This window comes from Peribacillus sp. QJM3NY_7, from assembly GCF_056173225.1.
The window spans coordinates 2084981-2102500 of record NZ_CM149663.1; the positions used below are offsets into that span (position 1 = coordinate 2084981).

Here is a 17520-nt window from a genome sequence, read left to right on the forward strand (position 1 = left end):
TTTCGGATAATACAAGGAGGAAATGATCATGACAATAGAACATGTTACAGATGATAATTTTGCTAGTGAAATCAAGGAAGGCTTAGTATTGGTTGATTTTTGGGCTCCATGGTGCGGTCCGTGTAAAATGATTGCCCCAGTTCTTAATGAAATAGATGAGGAAATGGGTAATCAGGTTAAGATCGTTAAACTTAATGTGGATGAAAATTCAGATACGACGAGCGAATATGGAGTGATGGGAATTCCAGCTCTGATTCTATTCAAAGATGGAGAAAAGGTAGATCAAGCTATTGGCTTCCAGCCAAAAGAAGCCATTTCGGCATTAATCGCAAAGTATGCATGATTATAATCATAATACGCGGATGATATTTAATTAAGGACTTATACCAGCCAACAGGGTGGGTAACTAAATGGAGGATTGCTAAATGAATTCTAAATATACACCATTATTTGAATCGTTCAATTTAGGAAAAAAATTAGAAGTGAAAAATCGATTGGTGATGGCACCTATGACAAATTTCTCTTCTAATCCTGACGGGACTGTAACCGATGCGGAAGTCAACTATTATGAACGTCGGTCAAGCGGGGTCGGCATGGTTATAACGGCATGTACTTACGTGACGGCTAATGGCAAAGGTTTTCACGGGGAATTTGGCGGAGATCAGGATGAATTGATACCTAGTCTAAGTCGTTTGGCATCAGCGATTAAAGCGAAAGGGGCAAAGGCAATTCTCCAGATCTTTCATGGCGGCCGAGAGGTTCCACCCGAATTGGTAAATGGTGATGTTGTCAGTGCAAGCAACATCCCATCGGAAGGTGAAGGGAAAGCAGTTCCACGTCCACTATCTGAAAAGGAAATAGCATCGATCATTCTCGACTTTGGTGAAACCACCAGACGTGCCATTGAAGCGGGATTTGACGGTGTCGAGATTCACGGTGCAAATGGTTACTTGCTACAGCAATTCTTTTCGCCGCATTCGAACCGTCGTGAAGACAAGTGGGGCGGTTCTCTTGAAAAGCGCCTGACTTTTCCATTAGCGGTTGTGGATGAAGTGAAAAAGGCGGTTGCCAACCATGCCAAGGATCCGTTCATCGTAGGTTACCGTTTTTCACCGGAAGAACCGGAAACACCAGGAATCACAATGGATGATACACTTGCATTAATTGATGGGCTTGTAACAAAGGATCTGGATTATCTTCATGTATCATTAATGGATTTCTGGTCGAAAGCAAGACGGGGAACCGACGTTGACCGACCTCGGATAGAGATCATTAAAGAACGTATCGGAGATCAAGTTCCATTAATTGGTGTTGGTTCCATCTATACAGCAGATAATGCGATCAAAGCATTGCAATCGGGGGTTCCGTTAATTGCATTAGGGCGTGAAATCATAATTGATCCTGAATGGGTACAAAAAGTGGAACAAGGCAGGGAAGCTGAAATCGTGACCAAAATAAACAAAGAAAATCAGCAGCAACTTGATATTCCAGACCCATTATGGCAAGCGATCATCCACACTCCAGGATGGTTTCCGGGGATTGAATAAATAAAAGTTCGTAAAAGTACTGATTTGGTTATATAACCCGGTTAAGAAACACATATAAAAGTGTTCTTATCCGGGTTTTTATGTATGGAAAAGTCATTTATATGAATGAGAATCTAAATAGTGATTTTAAATTGAGTCCGAATGAATAACTGAGCATTCTATTTCTAAGCTGATTCGGAAATAAAACAGGGGAAAGTTTAGAATTTTTATTGACTAGCACTTAAGCCTCAACCGCAGATACACTTGGGAATTTTGGTGAGGAAAAGGGCTTTCTTTACGGAACGCGTGGAAAAGGTAGGAAGGACGCTAGTTAACACCAGAAGAGCAACCATTAATTAATGGTTGCTCTTCTGGTGTTACCTTCTTTTTAACAGAATAGCTAATATCAAAGATATTTGCAGAGAAATGATAAGTAAAAGAGACAACATATAATCACTATCTAAAGATGCATCATAGCTAAAGATAAAAAATAAAATTACTAATATGACTAGAATGAAAATGAAATTAATAATAATTTGCCTCATGGTCCCCCCAATCTAACAACAGATCAATAAGACAGCGTTAATGCATATGACCTTGTATCTGTAGTATTATTTGGTGTAATTGATAAACCAGCCGGATAAACTGACACAGAAGGCGTACCAGAAATTCTTTTATGACCATATGATATTTTTATGTTTATTTTACCATTTTTTGATGTAGGAACATATACGTATTGTCCGATATACCCTTTATGCTTGGTTTTAAGTAGAAGCCCTTATATCATATGAACCAGCCATACCAGCACTTGGTTCCCAATTACTTGGAGAATACTTGATTGCATAATCAATCCAACGTCCATTTCTTTGTTGATCTTGAGAATATCTGTGCTGGTGTTGTTTTACTTTCCCTCCACTTGTTGGCAGATATAGTCCTGAACCTGAAGGGAAACCAATTGACATTTTATCCACTAAAGTAAATGAAGGTGTTTTTAGCCATTGAAAGTTACCGTATATATAAAATTTATCTTCTTTTGAACGATCACTTTTTACTTTATATACAGTTCCTCCTATTTTTAAAGTTGTTGCAGCAATTGATGCAAAAGTGCTGATTTGCCCTGGTTTTGTAACTTCTAAATCATATATAACCATAAATTTCGATCCAGAATCTATAACTTTAGCCTCCTCTTCAATTAATCGTCTTGAAACTTCAACAGGTAAATCCTCGGATTCTTCTTGAGTATTGCCGACTTATCGTTTGTATACTGAAAGCCATAGGAACGAATTAAAGAACCATGGATTTCTATTATCTTCAGGATGGGATAGGAGCACTTTAACTGTCTCTGAGGGAATATATATAACTTAGTTCTATAAAAAAATAGCGTTTCTTTTGATTCATTGAGGACACACCGGAAATAAAAAACATGAGGTAATGATCATTCTCGTTATTACTGTACTCTATTATTCCTAAACATGAGTTTTAGTTTTTAGACAAGATATTTCATATTAGGAACTATTGTTTTCAATCCAATATTCTCCATTTTAGGAACATAAAGAATAGGATTCGATGGTACTCTATATTAATGGCATTATTCCAACTCCTTTGTGAAAATTACTGTACAAGAGTGATGCTTAGGTAGTTTGCATTTTAATATTGAAACCATCTAATTTAAATATGGGACAACCTATGTAAACTATACTCGAAGTAACTTTCACTCAGTTATAAGCTTTGATAACCACTAGAAAAATCTCTGAATAATGGGGAAAAAGTAAAAACACGGAGTGGTTATAGCCAACTCCGTGTTTTTCATAATATAGGGATTATAAAACCCAAGCTTCCTTAAAATAGAAAGGAATCAAGAGAGTATGGGCCAGCTCCGGTTAGCGCAACGCCAATCGCCACTGCAAGAATGGCAAGATTATATTCATAACCGTTTTGAGTTGCCCAGTAGCCATTTGCTCCATGGACTTTAACGATTGCAACGAGCATTGTAAGTGCAATTAATATACCTGCAAAGGGTGTAAGGAGACCTAAAGCAAATAACGCTCCGCCTATAAGTTCAGATAGACCGGCAAATAGGGCCATGGTAATTCCTGGCTTCATCCCAATTGAATCAAACCAGCCTCCTGTACCTTTCAAGCCGTGACCGCCAAACCACCCAAATAATTTTTGAGCTCCATGTCCAACAAACGATAACCCTATTACTAAGCGTATAACTAATAAACCAATACCAATCATTTATGATTCCTCCTAGAGTTTATTTTGAATTTAGATATCTTTAATTCGAGATTTATGTTTAAAAAAATACAGTGATATTATCTCGAGTTAATTTATCTTTAATTAAAGATAATATTTTTTGATCGATTTGTCAAACACAATTTTTATCATGTAAATTTAAAATGATTGCTTTAGAAAAAGGAACGAGGACAGGTGAGGTTTCCAGGTTGAATTTGAAAATAAATATATTTAGGTAGAAAAAACCATTCCTTTTATTTGTAAGGGATATCTCTTAAACGAATGCCTCCTGCTACATACATCTTACACATGAATTTCACACTGTTACTCGTGAATTTAGTTGATTTACTCATAAATTTGCTCTATTTACTCGTAAATTTAGCTGTTGCCCTCGTAAATATTGCGTTTACTCGTGAATTTACACGATTTACTCGTAAATTCGCTCTATTTACTCGTGAGTTTAGCTGATTTACTCGTGAATTCCGCGCATTTACTCGTAATCATTATATATGAAATCAATTGAGGCCGCCGACTTGGAAATACCAGTTAAGGAATTGATTAAGAACCGGCCGCCATTACTTAAGGTGTTTAGATAATCGAAAATACTCATATGTGGTGTGTAGGGTGTTGCAACGAGGATTAAATAACGTACACAACCGGGTGTCACATTGGGGTAGGAAGTGGTCCGGACGGTTCTTCCGTCTTAGCTGGATCTCCTTTTGTTCTAGGTGTGACAACCTATCCTCCGACATCCCTAAGCAAAATGATTCTTATGCATTATTTAAAATGGAAAAACAGGCAATGCCCATGGCGGTTGCCTGTTTTCTTATATTGCAAAGGTCATGCCTAAGTATCCTAATTGAGAAAGAAGGTAAAAAAGGGGAGATTGACAGCAAAATAAATCATATAATAACTTATGTGGTTATCAATGGGAGATGTACTGGATTAAAAATTTGTACCGGTTTTATAAAAAAGTTCATTATATTTATTTAGTAACTGATCAAGTTGCTGGCTATATTCAACGGCAACATGAGAGTTTAAACCATCTTTAGCGACAATTTTGATAAGTTCATTTCTCTTTATTTCAATCTGTTCGAGAAATTCATTCTTTTTAGCCATTATATTTCCTTTCTGGCCCCAACATTTATTTCAAGGTACCCTTAATTTATGTGTTCGTTGTAAAATCTGTATGAATATAACAATTATATCGGCTTGGACTAATGAATTCAAATAAGTTAACTTAGCCTGTCACCCATCCAGTTATAAGCTATTGGTTGTCATGAAATATTCACAGTTCCATAAATGTATTTTTTTATCTTATTTGTTACAATGTTTATAGGTTGACATACATAGGAGTGAGCTTATTTGAATGATATTAATATGTTTTTAGCTTTTGGGGCGGGATTCCTGAGTTTTATTTCGCCTTGCTGCTTACCGCTATATCCGGCCTTTTTATCTTATATCACTGGTATGAGTGTAGGTGAAATCAAATCCGAGAACGCCATGCTCCAAAGAAGGAGCATGCTGCATACTTTATTTTTCCTTCTTGGGTTTTCCTTGGTTTTTATTGCAATTGGTTTTAGCACTTCATACTTAGGTTCTTTTTTCTCGGATTACAAAGAATTAATTCGTCAGATTGGTGCTATCCTGATTATCATTTTTGGTTTATTCATTGTAGGAATCTTTCAGCCGAAATCTTTGATGAAAGACAGTCGATTTGAATTCAAGAATCGACCTAGCGGATATATAGGTTCCATTCTTATCGGACTGGCCTTCGCCGCTGGATGGACTCCTTGTGCAGGTCCGCTGTTAGGTGCTGTCATTTCATTGGGGGCAACTAATCCAAGTGCTGCCATGAGCTATATGACTGCCTATATTTTAGGATTTGCCATCCCTTTCTTCATATTGTCCTTCTTTGTCGGAAAGTTGAAATGGATCAAAAAGTACAGCCAATACATCATGAAGATTGGCGGATATTTAATGATTATAATGGGTGTGGTTTTATTTTTTGATTGGATGACCAAAATAATTGCAGTCCTGTCTAGACTATTCGGTGGCTTTACAGGTTTTTAGTCCATAATAAGTTAATTTTTCAATATTATTCAAATTGAGGTCGGCTATTAGGTCTTATGGTGCCATTTCGTTGATTTTGTGTATAAGGTCAGTCACTAAGTGGTTGATGAAGGCGGGATTGGGCGGTAAGCATTGAATATTATATAGAAATTAAATCCTGATCTAAGAAATTAAGAAGGAACTTCAGGCAGCGATGTTCATAATGCAAAAATGGTTGACGAAGTCTATAGAAGCCGGGACCAAGGTTTTATCGACAAGCCTTTTGTCGAGGCGGGAATTGGAAGCATCATCAATAGCGGGCTTAATTAATAAACACCTCCTTGTTTATCTTAAATAGGTACTATATACTTTGTTTATAAATTGAAGTCATATATAATTTTTAATGGTACTTACCTATTATTAGTTAAAAGGGATGGTTAAGAGATGATATATATATCAACAGGTATAGCGATTGTGATGGCTATAGGTGTTTTCATATTACGGATGAAGGAAACGAAAAAACCAGTGAATGAAAAGAAAATCATTTTACCGCCGCTGTTTATGAGTACCGGTGCCTTGATGTTTATTTTCCCGATGTTCAGGGTCACTCGATACGAATTGTTGGAGGCTCTTGTTGCAGGAATGCTATTTTCCATCTTATTGATCAAAACATCTAAATTTGAAGTTAGAGATGAAAAAATTTATATTCTGCGCTCTAAAGCGTTCATATTCATATTGATTGGTCTCATGGTGATTCGACTGGTGGCAAAGCTGATGCTGGGAAGCACGATTGAAATCGGTGTATTGAGCGGAATGTTTTTCTTACTTGCTTTTGCGATGATCGTTCCGTGGAGAATTGCCATGCTTTACCAATATAAGAAAGTTAAAGCAGCCAGTTTCGGCGGAGGCAGTATGGTTTGATAATCAAAGGAATAATCTACAAAACCTGAGTCGTTATTCATGATGACTCGGGTTTTTCATTTGCATGGGAACTTCATTAGAAAAAAATCAATCCAAAAACCTAGTAATTTCATCCGAATTATATTATATTAGTATTATTATTATTATTTTACTTAAGGAGGAAACGGTACATGTTACAAATGATTGTATTAGGGATTATTTGTGGTTTACTGCTGGGATTTGTGCTTCAAAGAGGCCGTTTCTGTGTTGTTGGTGCATATCGTGATTTGATTTTAGCTAAAGATGGACGGATGTTTTTGGCTACATTTGTTGTTATAGCGATACAAAGTATTGGAGTTTATGCATTGAATGATACAGGGGTCATTCAGTTTGGAAATGATGGTTTTCCATGGCTGGGAACCATTGTGGGTGGCTTTATTTTTGGTATTGGTATGGTTCTGGCAGGAGGTTGCGCGACTGGAACATGGTATCGTGCCGGAGAGGGCATGATCGGAAGTTGGGTTGCCCTTTTTGGATATATGCTAGGGGCAGCAATGACGAAATATGGTGTATGGAAAGTGGCAGGGGATAATCTGTTATCTTATCGTACAAATGATACGTATATTCATGAAACGTTAAATGTTTCGCCTTGGGTTCTTGTTATTATTTTGACACTCTTGGTTGGCATATTGGTGATTCGTGAATTGAGAAAACCGAAACTTCCAATCTTTAAAATGAAACCGAAAAAAACCGGATTGGCCCACATCTTATTCGAGAAACGCTGGCATCCTTTTGTGACAGCATTATTGGTCGGCCTTATTGCAATCATTGCTTGGCCGCTGAGTGCAATGACAGGGAGGATGTTCGGACTTGGAATTACAGCGCCTTCCGCGAACATTTTAACTTTCCTTATCACCGGAGATGATGCGTTAATCGATTGGGGCACGTTTTTAGTAGTAGGCATTTTCCTAGGTTCTTTCATCGCTGCCAAAGGGAGCGGGGAATTCCGTTGGCGTTTGCCTGATATGAAAACGTTACGTAATAATGCAATTGGCGGTGTAACCATGGGATTCGGTGCAAGTGTTGCCGGGGGATGCACAATCGGAAATGGCCTGGTGAATTCGGCGTTATTTGCTTGGCAAGGTTGGATTGCGATTGTCTTTTTCCTGCTGGGTACATGGGTAGCAACATATTTCACGATCATCCGTAAGCAAAAGCAGGCAGCCGCCGCATCCAAAGCGGCTTAAGATACGAGTCAAAAACTTTTTAATCAAGGAGTGGAATATAAATGGCAAAAGTATTGGAAACGACTGGAATGGTATGTCCATTCCCTTTGGTGGAAGCAAAAGAAGCGATCGCGGACATGGCAAAAGGTGAGGAATTGATCATTAATTTCGATTGCACACAAGCAACGGAGAGCATTCCACGTTGGGCTGCTACAGAAGGTCATGAAATCACCGAGTTCGAGCAAATCGAAGACGCTAAATGGCGTATAATCGTTAAAAAGGGAAAGTAAATTGATTTGAAGAAAACGTGCTCAGGTTTCCTGTGCACGTTTTTTCATTTTTTCAAGGTTGAATAATTGGCGCTGAGAGTTTCTAGTGATAACATGTCTTTAACCACTTTATTAAGGAGATGTTGATAATGGTTGACGAGGTCATTTTAAACGATGTTCCGCTGCAAGTTACGGATTTTCTTTTTGAAATTGTAAAGGATTCTGAAGGTAAGGAAATCAGAAAAGTCAGTTTCAATTTCAAGGTCACACATAGTGAATATCATGATATTACTACACTTCTTTATCAGATGGTTTTTGATTTAAAGATTCCACAGTCAAACGAGGAGTTTCGTGCAGAGATTTTTAACTATGCAACTTCGGTCACGAATCTATATGAAGAAAATGCGGTAGGGGATTTTTCACTCGTCTTGCTGGAAGTGAACGGTCAAGAATGATTGCATTGCCAGTCTTGTAAAGATATGGGTTACTGTCTATAATAATAGTGACGATCATTCTATACATATGAGGTGGTACTTTGCTTAGCGGATGGTTTTTATGGTTCATTCTATTTTGGGTAGCCCTTTTAATTATATTGATGAGCATAGGTGGCTTTTTCATGTTTCGAAAGTTCCTGAAAAGATTTCCAAAAGAAGATGGGAAATCCGATATGGATTGGGAAGAATACTATTTGGATCAAACAAAGCACTTATGGTCAAAGCAGCAAAAGGAATTGCTGGAAGATTTAGTGAGTCCTGTGCCAGAACTTTTTCGTGATGTTGCACGTCATAAGATTGCGGGAAAAATCGGGGAGTTGGCGCTAAAGGAAAAAGCGGGCAATATTACGGAAGATTTAGTGATACGCGGCTATATCATTGCCACACCAAAGCGGGACCATAAATTTTTGCAAAAAAAATTAGCTGAAAGAAAGGTGAATATGGGTCCATATGAACATTTATTCAGCTAATGATGAAAAAAGCAGACTCATTTGGAGTCTGCTTCAGTTTGTAGACAAAAGGGGTTCGGAATTAAAAAATTCTGCACCCCTTTTAAAATTCCCTTTGAAATTTTGACCAAAGGTTAAGAGATTTGGGCTCTTCGAGCCACTAGGTTATGCTATTTTAGGACCTTGCCAAGTCCACATGGCCATCTTCTTTAAATTAATGGCAGTGAAAGTAAGCATCGCTTTCATCGACAATTTTTTAATTCCCCTTAAAGTAGTCCAACGCATACCTTGCTTTTCTTTTGCATCCCCGAATACACACATAATCGTCGTATGGAACGAATAGCGAAGGTATATTGAATGAATGTCAGTTTAACTAAAATAACTGGATCATTACTTCGGCGTCCTACCTCTGAATACATATCTTTCACCAAGTCATAAATGAAAGTGAAGTCAATGGAAGCCTCCATTTTACGAACCAAATGGTTCGGTGGCACCAGTTGATCAAAAGTAATCATTTCACGTTATTCTCGTTGAATAGAATGATGTTTCGAAAGCATCCTCATCACCTCAAGTTTTAATAGATTTATTTTAAAACAAAAAAGACTGTAGGCAAAAGGAGTTCTATCCAAATTTTTAAACATAGTTGATTGGAGCGGGTGTGCGAGACTCCTGCAGGAATAGCGAGTCTAAGGGAGACCCCACAGGCGCGAGTGCGCCGAGGAGGCTCCCGGACCGCCCGCGGAAAGCGAGTGCCTGAAGTGGAAATCAACGTCAAAATTTGTACAAGCAAAAAAAATGTAGACAAACTCGATTTTCATTGAGTTTGTCTACATTCAGAAGCAGACTCATTTGGAGTCTGCTTTTTTCATTTTGAATCATGCAAAAGAATGGAGCTGTGTGGTAAAAATTAGAACGTTTGTACCCAAACCATGCTATTCGTTAAATTTTTGATATAATAATAGTAAGTAAAATTTAGGACGGAGTGAAACTATGAAATTTATCCATACGGCTGATTGGCATTTAGGTAAAATCGTTCACGGGGTACATATGACAGATGACCAAAGGCATGCGCTCTTGCAATTCATAGAAATTGTCGAAGAGGAAAAACCGGATGCGGTTGTGATTGCCGGTGATTTATATGATCGTTCCGTTCCGCCGACTGAAGCGGTGGAGCTTCTTGATGAAATCCTTTATACGATTAATGTGAAAATGAATACACCGATCGTTGCGATATCGGGAAACCATGATTCTGCGGAAAGACTCGCATTCGGTTCATCATGGTATCGTCATAGTCAGTTATACATTCATGGGAAATTGACAAAAACATGTGAGCCGGTTCGCATCAAGGGCGTGAACTTTTATTGTGTTCCTTATGCAGAGCCTGGGACGGTCCGCCATCTTTTTGAAGATGATAGTATCCATTCCCATCAAGAAGCGATGAAGCGGATAACCGGAACGATAGCCGAGAATTTCAATAGTGATGAGCCGAATGTCTTTGTAGGACATGCTTTTGTATTAGGCGGAAAAACGAGCGATTCGGAAAGGGTCTTGTCGGTAGGTGGTTCTGGCTGTGTCTCATCCGACTTATTCGATGCGTTCGATTATACGGCACTTGGGCATTTACATAGCCCAGACGCGATACGTCATCCTAAGGTGTTTTACTCTGGATCACTATTAAAATATTCTTTTTCCGAGTCCAAGCAGAATAAGTCGCTTTCTATCGTCGATATGCAAGAAGATGGAAGCTTTGATATTCGTTATCGTTCTTTGGCACCCAAGTTCGATATGAGGGAAATATCCGGGGTTATGGAAGAGTTGCTTGATCCCGCTTTTTATCAATCGCAAAAAAGGGATGACTATTTGAAAATAACACTAAATGATGAGGGTGCACTCATCGATCCTATTAACCGCTTGCGTCAGATTTATCCGAACGTACTTCATCTGGAGCGAAAGTGGGATTTGACCGACCTTAGGAGGAAAAATTCCTTCACTTCTGTAAAAGATGAACGGAAATCAGAATTGGACCTGTTTGAAACGTTTTATCAAGAAATGACAGATAGGGACTTTGATTCACAAAAGCAGGATTTGATGGTTTCGGTAATTGAAGCTGTTAAGAAAGAGGAGGCTTTGAAATGAGACCGGATATTTTAACGATGCAGGCATTCGGACCATATGCAGGAAGGGAAACCATTGACTTTAATTCCCTTGGGGAACGGACCATGTTTGTCATCTCTGGAAAGACAGGCGCAGGGAAAACAACGATATTTGACGGGATTAGTTTTGCAATATATGGAAAAGCCAGCGGTGAAGATCGGAGCGGGCAAGATTTACGAAGTCAGTTTGCCGAAGATGATCTGTTGACTGAAGTATCATTACAATTTATCCTGCGTGGAAAAACGTATTTGGTGACCCGGTCGCCACAGCAGGAACGGAAGAAAAAAGCAGGTGAAGGAACAACTACGGTTGGAGCAAAGGCTGAATTATATGAGGTATTGCCTGAAGGAAAAAAATTGCTGGGTGCGAATGTAAGGGAAGTTGAAGAAAAAATAAAAGTACTCATTGGACTTGATGCGAACCAATTCCGGCAAATCCTGATGATTCCACAAAATGAATTCCGAAAACTGTTAACTTCCGACAGCAAGGATAAAGAACAGATTCTCCAGAAATTATTTCATACTGAACTTTATAAACGAATAGAAGAAAAATTAAAAGAAGAGGCTTCCATCCTAAGAAAGCAAAGCGAAAAAAGTGCTCAGCGGCGAATTGAATTGATGAAAGGCATCCATCCTGGAAATCATGAAGAGCTGCAGGCGCAATTGCAAGGGGAAGAGCCTAATGAACAGCAGGTTTTACCGTTGTTACAGGAAGTCATTGTGCAAGCAACAGAAAAAAATGAATATATAAATAAACAAATACAGGAAAAGCAAAAAGCTCGTGATCAAGTAAATCAAGAGCTTTCAAAAGCTGTCGATTTATTAAATCGATTTTCGGAAAAAGATAAACTTCGAAAAGAAAAAGAGGCCCTTGAAGCAAAGCTGCCGGAAATGGAACTAGTGAAAGTCCAAATGAAAATGGCACACAAAGCGGCTTCACTTGAAAAGCAGGAACAATACTATTTGCGAATTGGCAAACAAGTGCAAGATGCGAATGCCGAACTTCAAAAGTTAAGTGAGCAGTCCGAGAAGTTACGAACTGAGCGCATTGAGAAGCAGGATTGCTATGATAAGGAAATGTTGAAGGAAAATGAAAGAGAGCGGGCAGTCCGAGCTGTTCATCAGCTTGAGCAGGTAAAAGAGGCTGTCATGACTTTTGCAAGCTTAAAAGCACAGGTTACCTTAGATGAAAAAGAGTGGCAAACTTGTAAACGACTTCGTGAAAAAACTGTTTCGGAACATCTGTCGGTCGAAGCGGAAGCTGAGAAAGTCGCTCAAGAAAAAACAGAAGCGGAAAAAGCGGCTGTTCTTTATCGTGATCAGGAAATTGAAGCAGAAAGAAATCATTCAGCTTTATCGAAAATTAAAAAGCTTCAAGAAGTTCTTTATGAAATCCAGAATACGAAACGAGTGCTGGATGAAAAGAAAAATCGGTTCCAGGAGTTACAAAGAATACAAATTCAGGAGAAGGAAAAACTGGAAACCCTGAACAGAAACTGGCGATCAGGCCAAGCGGGTATGCTTGCTTCCATGCTGCACTCTGGAGAAAATTGTCCTGTGTGCGGTTCACAAAGTCATCCAAAACCAGCACAGATGCATGAGCATATGCCGACGGATTTTGAACTGAAAGAGCAAGAAAACAAGCTGAAAACGGCGGAACAACAAAAAAGCCAAGCTGAAAGTGAATATTATCAAGCGAAATCAAAATATGAAGCACTGTTAGAGTCTTCACAAGAGAAGCTAAGTGACTTACAAAATGACATGCCGGAGTTTAGGAATGAAGATATTAATGAGCATTTGCTGCAGTTTGTACAAAAAGGAAAAGTGCTGCAAGAACAGCTAAAAGAATTGATGCGGAAAAAGTCAGTATTAAATGATCTGGAAAAAAGGTTGCTGGATTTAAAAGAGAAAGCATCCGAGCTAAAGGAAAATCTGATCTCTTTAGAGAGAAAAGAGGACCAAGGGAAAACCAGGTATATTGAAAACTCTACAAAACTAACAGGATTAACCGATTCCCTGCCAGACGGAATACGGACAGAGGAAGAATATAATGCAGCTTATCTAATGGCTGTAAATACAAAGAAACGCTTACAATCGGCCTTGGAAGATGCACAAAAAAACCTTCAACTGGTGAAGGAAAGAGAATCGGCCATCAGTGCGAAAAAAGAATCCCTAAGTGGAAATATCGAGGCTTTAAATACAGAATTGAAAGAGGAGCGGGAAAAGTTGATTGCGGATATGACCAATCAAGGTTTTTCCAATTATAAAGAATATACGGCAGCAAAAATATCGGAAGCAGCTCTTGGAAATTTGGAGGACCAAGTTCAGCAGTATAATCAAAATTGGCAAAGTGTTTTAAGCCTGTTTCATGATTTGGAAATGAAATTAAAAGATGTGACCAAACCTGATCTTGAAGGATTGAAAAAGACATTCGATTTCATAGATGAAGAATTGGAGTCGTTACGCCAAAAACAGAATGAGTTGCAGGCTGAAAAACGGACTAACGAAGAAATCCAAAGGAAATTGGCGCAAATTAGGGAAGAACAGAAAAGTTTGGATGAAAGGTACAGTATCGTCGGTCATCTGTCTGAGATTTCCAAAGGTCAAAACTCCTTTAAAATAACTTTTGAACGGTATGTACTGGCAGCCTTTTTAGATGATATCTTAAAAGAAGCCAATTCAAGGCTGCTGAAAATGACAAGCGGAAGATATCAGTTATTGCGAAAGCTTGATCCTACACGAAGGAATATCCAGAGCGGTCTGGAGTTATCTGTGTATGATCAATATACAGGACAAGAGAGGCATGTCAAAACCCTTTCGGGAGGAGAGAGCTTTAAGGCTTCCCTTGCACTTGCCTTGGGTCTTGCGGATGTTGTCCAGCAGAATGCTGGCGGAATTTCACTTGAAACGATGTTCATCGATGAAGGTTTCGGTACGCTCGACCCTGAATCTCTTGATCATGCAATTGAAGCATTAATGGATATACAAAGCACCGGGAGATTGGTCGGGATAATATCCCATGTCCCGGAATTGAAAGAAAGAATCGATGCACAGCTTCAAGTCATTTCGACACAAAAAGGAAGTCGGACGTCCTTTTATTTTGCTGGTTAATCAAGAAAAAAGAATGGCTAAGGGGGAAGTGGTCCCTAGGCCATTCTTTTTATTTTTATGAACGAACTACTCAATGTTAATATCTTCAGCTGTTTTTCCGGGGGAAAACTTATGGATGCGAATCACCAATATCGGATTCGAGAATTCAGCGGTAATTCTTCGTGAGCAAATCGAAAAAGGGAAAGGGATCTTTCTCTGTGTGGGTAGCTTATCTTCTTTTTTTTCAAGAAATGGCTTATGAGTATCGTCAACGATGATCGATAGCTCATTATCACTTAGGCATACTTTAATATCTTTTACATCATGATCTTCCAAAACCGCTTCCACCATATACTCATCGTCACTTTCGTATATATCAATTGAAAAAAGTTGATGATCCAACGCACAAGTTTCCGGATCCAGAAAAAAACTTTTTACCCATTCATCAAACTTTTCAACCTCAGTCATTTGCGATCCATGTTGATTGTCTTGCATGTTGATACCCCCGGTTTTCCTTTGAGGTATTATATGATGGAGCATGAAGAATGGTGATTGGAAAAGTGAAATTGAAGATAATAAAAGATTCCGGGAAATTGGTTCTAAAAATGTAAAAAGCAACCAATACAAAGGGACGATGTGTATGCGGGTATTAAAAAGCAGAACAAGTTATAAAAGAAAGGGTCATAAGTCCTTCTAAAAGAGTGGATTTTTTTAGAAGGATTGTAACTTTATAAGTACAAATAAGGCTTATAAAGCATGTAACTTCTTAAACTAAAGGGCGTGGTTCTTGAAGAAATTTCGCTTTTCTTAATGAACTCCCATGAAAATTAAAAAAGCTCAAAATCCAGAAAAAATCACAATAAAATAGACCCAGTAAAAACGCTTTTAAAAAAAAGGCTGAGCCTTATGAGTGATCTGATTGAGTTTTGTAAAAGACCAATTTTCATTCTCTGTGGTGAAGCGCTGATTTTTGCGCTTCATGGATGGCTAACGGGTACATTACTTGAATATCCTACTGGATTGAAAGAAATTCTCAATAAGGAGAATTTCTTTATTTTGGTATTATTCTATCCAATATCCATTTCAATTTCTCTTCTTAAGATACTTATCTCAATTCATCCCAATATAAAAAGACATACTCTGGTTCATGCTCTTTTTTCAACTCATCAACACTTGCTATTATTTCTAAAGTTTTCTTTTTATTCGTACGTAAAGTATTACTAGCGTTCTGTTTTAAACCCTTTTCATCCATGATATACACTCTCCTTTTTAGCATAGTTTGTGTCCTGCGCCTCTTCTTATTCTTGTTTTTGCAAGGAATGTAATCAGTTGAAATATTCAATAAAAGAAGGAAAATGGAATGTATTATGAAAATCAGCTTACATAGTTCACTCTAATATATGTCTTATGCAGCTTTGTTCATTTCACACGTGCAAATAGAGGCTAAAGGAAACAAACATTAAAAAGATTCTTGAGAGAACATATTGTGAAACATTTCACTTAAAGTAACGGGGAGGTTAGTTATGTTGAATTAAATGCTTTAGCCGCCATTTTGTTTGGCGGTTTTCTGTTGCCAATAAAAAAAAATATTTTTTGTAACAAAATTGACTTGAATCGGATATATAGACGAAAGGAGGAAAAGGCTTGGGAGAACTAGATGAAATTTATAGCAATTATGCTGAAGAAGTTTTTAAATATCTAATGTGTCTTTGTCACAACTCAGATTTATCAGAAGAACTAACACAAGAAACCTTCTATCAAGCTGTAAAATTCATTGATAGATATAATGGTGAATGTAAAATGTCAGTTTGGCTTTGTCAAATAGCGAAGCACTCCTATTATAAGCATCTTGAACGTAATAAGAAACAACAAAGACATATGCTTCAAGATGAGGCAATGCATACTTCTCCTGAAGCTGAACTTATTTATTCGGAAGACAAAATTGCCCACAACAGAAGTGACTGAAAAAGAAGAAAAACAACTTCTTGCCATTTTTAAAAAGTATAATAAAAAACTTAATTTGTTAGCTGTTTTACCAGCAGCAGATATAGAAGATTGGTTGCAAGAAAATGCTTCTGTAAAACAGAAACCTACAACGATCTATCCTATTGAGTACAATAAAGCTGCCATCGTCATTGGGAACGAGGGGATACTTAGGAAGAATGAGCCTATTACCCCTAGTGGTTATGATTTAGGAACTGTTGTTAATTGGTGATGTCTCTCAATAGTCTGTTCGTACGAACTTTTATATTCCTATTGAATGATCCATCGATTATTTTAGTGCGTCCCAGTTGATTAATCTAATGATGAAACACGTAGGGTTTTTTTTTGTATTCATTAACAAGATGGTTTCAAGAGGAAAGTGTTATTAGAGATTCTTATTTTACGGATTAAATGTTGACACTAAAGAAAAATAGCAGTATGATAATGAAGTCGCCTAATTAATGAGCGATTTTAAAAAAGAAGAAGTTGACAACTATTCAACGTTATGTTACGATGGATTAGTTGAAAAAAACTACAACAAATTGCTCTTTGAAAACTGAACAAAACAAAGCGCCAACGTTAAATTTTAAGTGAGCACACACTATCAAAAAAGCAAATGAGCAAGTCAAACATTTCTTCGGAGAGTTTGATCCTGGCTCAGGACGAACGCTGGCGGCGTGCCTAATACATGCAAGTCGAGCGAATCGACGGGAGCTTGCTCCCTGAGATTAGCGGCGGACGGGTGAGTAACACGTGGGCAACCTGCCTATAAGACTGGGATAACTTCGGGAAACCGGAGCTAATACCGGATACGTTCTTTTCTCGCATGAGAGAAGATGGAAAGACGGTTTACGCTGTCACTTATAGATGGGCCCGCGGCGCATTAGCTAGTTGGTGAGGTAATGGCTCACCAAGGCGACGATGCGTAGCCGACCTGAGAGGGTGATCGGCCACACTGGGACTGAGACACGGCCCAGACTCCTACGGGAGGCAGCAGTAGGGAATCTTCCGCAATGGACGAAAGTCTGACGGAGCAACGCCGCGTGAACGAAGAAGGCCTTCGGGTCGTAAAGTTCTGTTGTTAGGGAAGAACAAGTACCAGAGTAACTGCTGGTACCTTGACGGTACCTAACCAGAAAGCCA

18 protein-coding genes, 1 rRNA gene and 1 pseudogene (1 of these 20 running past the window's edge) are annotated in these 17520 nt (G+C 38.4%); 13 read left to right on the forward strand and 7 right to left on the reverse strand.

The genetic code is table 11. From position 1 onward, the window contains the following. The first annotated feature begins 28 nt into the window (after positions 1-28). Both trxA and AC0VX1_RS10070 read left to right on the forward strand, forming a co-directional pair. Positions 29-343 (forward strand): thioredoxin, encoded by a 315-nt coding sequence (trxA, locus tag AC0VX1_RS10065; protein ID WP_034312928.1) that lies wholly within the window; start codon positions 29-31, stop codon positions 341-343. Positions 344-425: 82 nt separating this feature from the next. Beyond that, entirely contained in the window at positions 426-1547 is a 1122-nt protein-coding gene (locus tag AC0VX1_RS10070) for an NADH-dependent flavin oxidoreductase (protein WP_475471030.1), read from the forward strand. A gap of 743 nt (positions 1548-2290) precedes the next feature. Here the strand turns inward: AC0VX1_RS10070 and AC0VX1_RS10075 are convergent. The 3 genes from AC0VX1_RS10075 to AC0VX1_RS10085 all read right to left on the reverse strand — a co-directional run bounded on the left by AC0VX1_RS10075 (position 2291) and on the right by AC0VX1_RS10085 (position 4880). After that, complete coding sequence (locus tag AC0VX1_RS10075) at positions 2291-2677, reverse strand: hypothetical protein (RefSeq protein WP_475471032.1); 387 nt, start codon at positions 2675-2677, stop codon at positions 2291-2293. 688 nt (positions 2678-3365) lie between these two features. Then, positions 3366-3764: a DoxX family protein gene (locus tag AC0VX1_RS10080; protein ID WP_095679715.1), complete on the reverse strand. Its 399-nt coding sequence runs from the start codon at positions 3762-3764 to the stop codon at positions 3366-3368. A 942-nt stretch (positions 3765-4706) separates the two neighbouring features. Beyond that, positions 4707-4880 carry an aspartyl-phosphate phosphatase Spo0E family protein gene (locus AC0VX1_RS10085; RefSeq protein ID WP_072272814.1) on the reverse strand — a complete coding sequence of 58 codons (174 nt, stop codon included), beginning with the start codon at positions 4878-4880 and terminating at the stop codon, positions 4707-4709. Positions 4881-5126: 246 nt separating this feature from the next. Between AC0VX1_RS10085 and AC0VX1_RS10090 the strand changes: the two genes are divergently transcribed. The 6 genes from AC0VX1_RS10090 to AC0VX1_RS10115 all read left to right on the forward strand — a co-directional run bounded on the left by AC0VX1_RS10090 (position 5127) and on the right by AC0VX1_RS10115 (position 9172). Beyond that, complete coding sequence (locus AC0VX1_RS10090) at positions 5127-5834, forward strand: cytochrome c biogenesis protein CcdA (protein WP_034312916.1); 708 nt, start codon at positions 5127-5129, stop codon at positions 5832-5834. A 423-nt stretch (positions 5835-6257) separates the two neighbouring features. Then, complete coding sequence (locus tag AC0VX1_RS10095; RefSeq protein ID WP_034312912.1) at positions 6258-6734, forward strand: CcdC family protein; 477 nt, start codon at positions 6258-6260, stop codon at positions 6732-6734. 170 nt (positions 6735-6904) lie between these two features. Next, positions 6905-7960 (forward strand): YeeE/YedE thiosulfate transporter family protein, encoded by a 1056-nt coding sequence (locus tag AC0VX1_RS10100; protein WP_475471035.1) that lies wholly within the window; start codon positions 6905-6907, stop codon positions 7958-7960. A 41-nt stretch (positions 7961-8001) separates the two neighbouring features. Beyond that, on the forward strand, positions 8002-8229 hold the full coding sequence (locus tag AC0VX1_RS10105; protein WP_057276118.1) for a sulfurtransferase TusA family protein: 228 nt from the start codon (positions 8002-8004) through the stop codon (positions 8227-8229). Between the two features lie 128 nt (positions 8230-8357). After that, positions 8358-8663: a DUF3219 family protein gene (locus tag AC0VX1_RS10110; RefSeq protein WP_475471037.1), complete on the forward strand. Its 306-nt coding sequence runs from the start codon at positions 8358-8360 to the stop codon at positions 8661-8663. Between the two features lie 80 nt (positions 8664-8743). Then, the gene (locus tag AC0VX1_RS10115; RefSeq protein ID WP_413022812.1) at positions 8744-9172 is read left to right on the forward strand and encodes a DUF2621 domain-containing protein; all 429 of its coding nucleotides are present in this window, start codon (positions 8744-8746) and stop codon (positions 9170-9172) included. A gap of 144 nt (positions 9173-9316) precedes the next feature. On the opposite strand, the gene AC0VX1_RS10120 is transcribed toward AC0VX1_RS10115, so the two are convergent. Both AC0VX1_RS10120 and AC0VX1_RS10125 read right to left on the reverse strand, forming a co-directional pair. Continuing rightward, positions 9317-9472, reverse strand: a complete 156-nt coding sequence (locus AC0VX1_RS10120; protein WP_098187409.1) for a transposase — start codon at positions 9470-9472, stop codon at positions 9317-9319. Positions 9473-9474: 2 nt separating this feature from the next. Then, positions 9475-9666: pseudogene (locus tag AC0VX1_RS10125) on the reverse strand (transposase); the annotation flags it as partial. 475 nt (positions 9667-10141) lie between these two features. Here AC0VX1_RS10125 and AC0VX1_RS10130 point away from each other — a divergent pair. Both AC0VX1_RS10130 and AC0VX1_RS10135 read left to right on the forward strand, forming a co-directional pair. After that, complete coding sequence (locus AC0VX1_RS10130) at positions 10142-11287, forward strand: exonuclease SbcCD subunit D (RefSeq protein ID WP_063576645.1); 1146 nt, start codon at positions 10142-10144, stop codon at positions 11285-11287. Continuing rightward, complete coding sequence (locus tag AC0VX1_RS10135; protein ID WP_413022815.1) at positions 11284-14415, forward strand: AAA family ATPase; 3132 nt, start codon at positions 11284-11286, stop codon at positions 14413-14415. Before AC0VX1_RS10130 ends, AC0VX1_RS10135 begins: the two co-directional genes overlap by 4 nt. A 66-nt stretch (positions 14416-14481) precedes the next feature. Here AC0VX1_RS10135 and AC0VX1_RS10140 read toward each other — a convergent pair whose 3' ends face one another. Both AC0VX1_RS10140 and AC0VX1_RS10145 read right to left on the reverse strand, forming a co-directional pair. Next, positions 14482-14889, reverse strand: coding sequence for an Hsp20/alpha crystallin family protein (locus AC0VX1_RS10140; protein WP_034312897.1), 408 nt, complete (start codon positions 14887-14889; stop codon positions 14482-14484). A 610-nt stretch (positions 14890-15499) separates the two neighbouring features. Then, positions 15500-15646, reverse strand: coding sequence for a hypothetical protein (locus AC0VX1_RS10145; RefSeq protein WP_156404311.1), 147 nt, complete (start codon positions 15644-15646; stop codon positions 15500-15502). 392 nt (positions 15647-16038) lie between these two features. Between AC0VX1_RS10145 and AC0VX1_RS10150 the strand changes: the two genes are divergently transcribed. The 3 genes from AC0VX1_RS10150 to AC0VX1_RS10160 form a co-directional block, all read left to right on the forward strand. Then, the gene (locus tag AC0VX1_RS10150; RefSeq protein ID WP_413022817.1) at positions 16039-16359 is read left to right on the forward strand and encodes an RNA polymerase sigma factor; all 321 of its coding nucleotides are present in this window, start codon (positions 16039-16041) and stop codon (positions 16357-16359) included. Further along, positions 16337-16609: a hypothetical protein gene (locus AC0VX1_RS10155; protein WP_475471039.1), complete on the forward strand. Its 273-nt coding sequence runs from the start codon at positions 16337-16339 to the stop codon at positions 16607-16609. The genes AC0VX1_RS10150 and AC0VX1_RS10155 overlap by 23 nt, the downstream gene beginning before the upstream one ends. A 402-nt stretch (positions 16610-17011) precedes the next feature. Beyond that, a 16S ribosomal RNA gene (locus AC0VX1_RS10160) occupies positions 17012-17520 on the forward strand (it continues 1042 nt past the right edge of the window).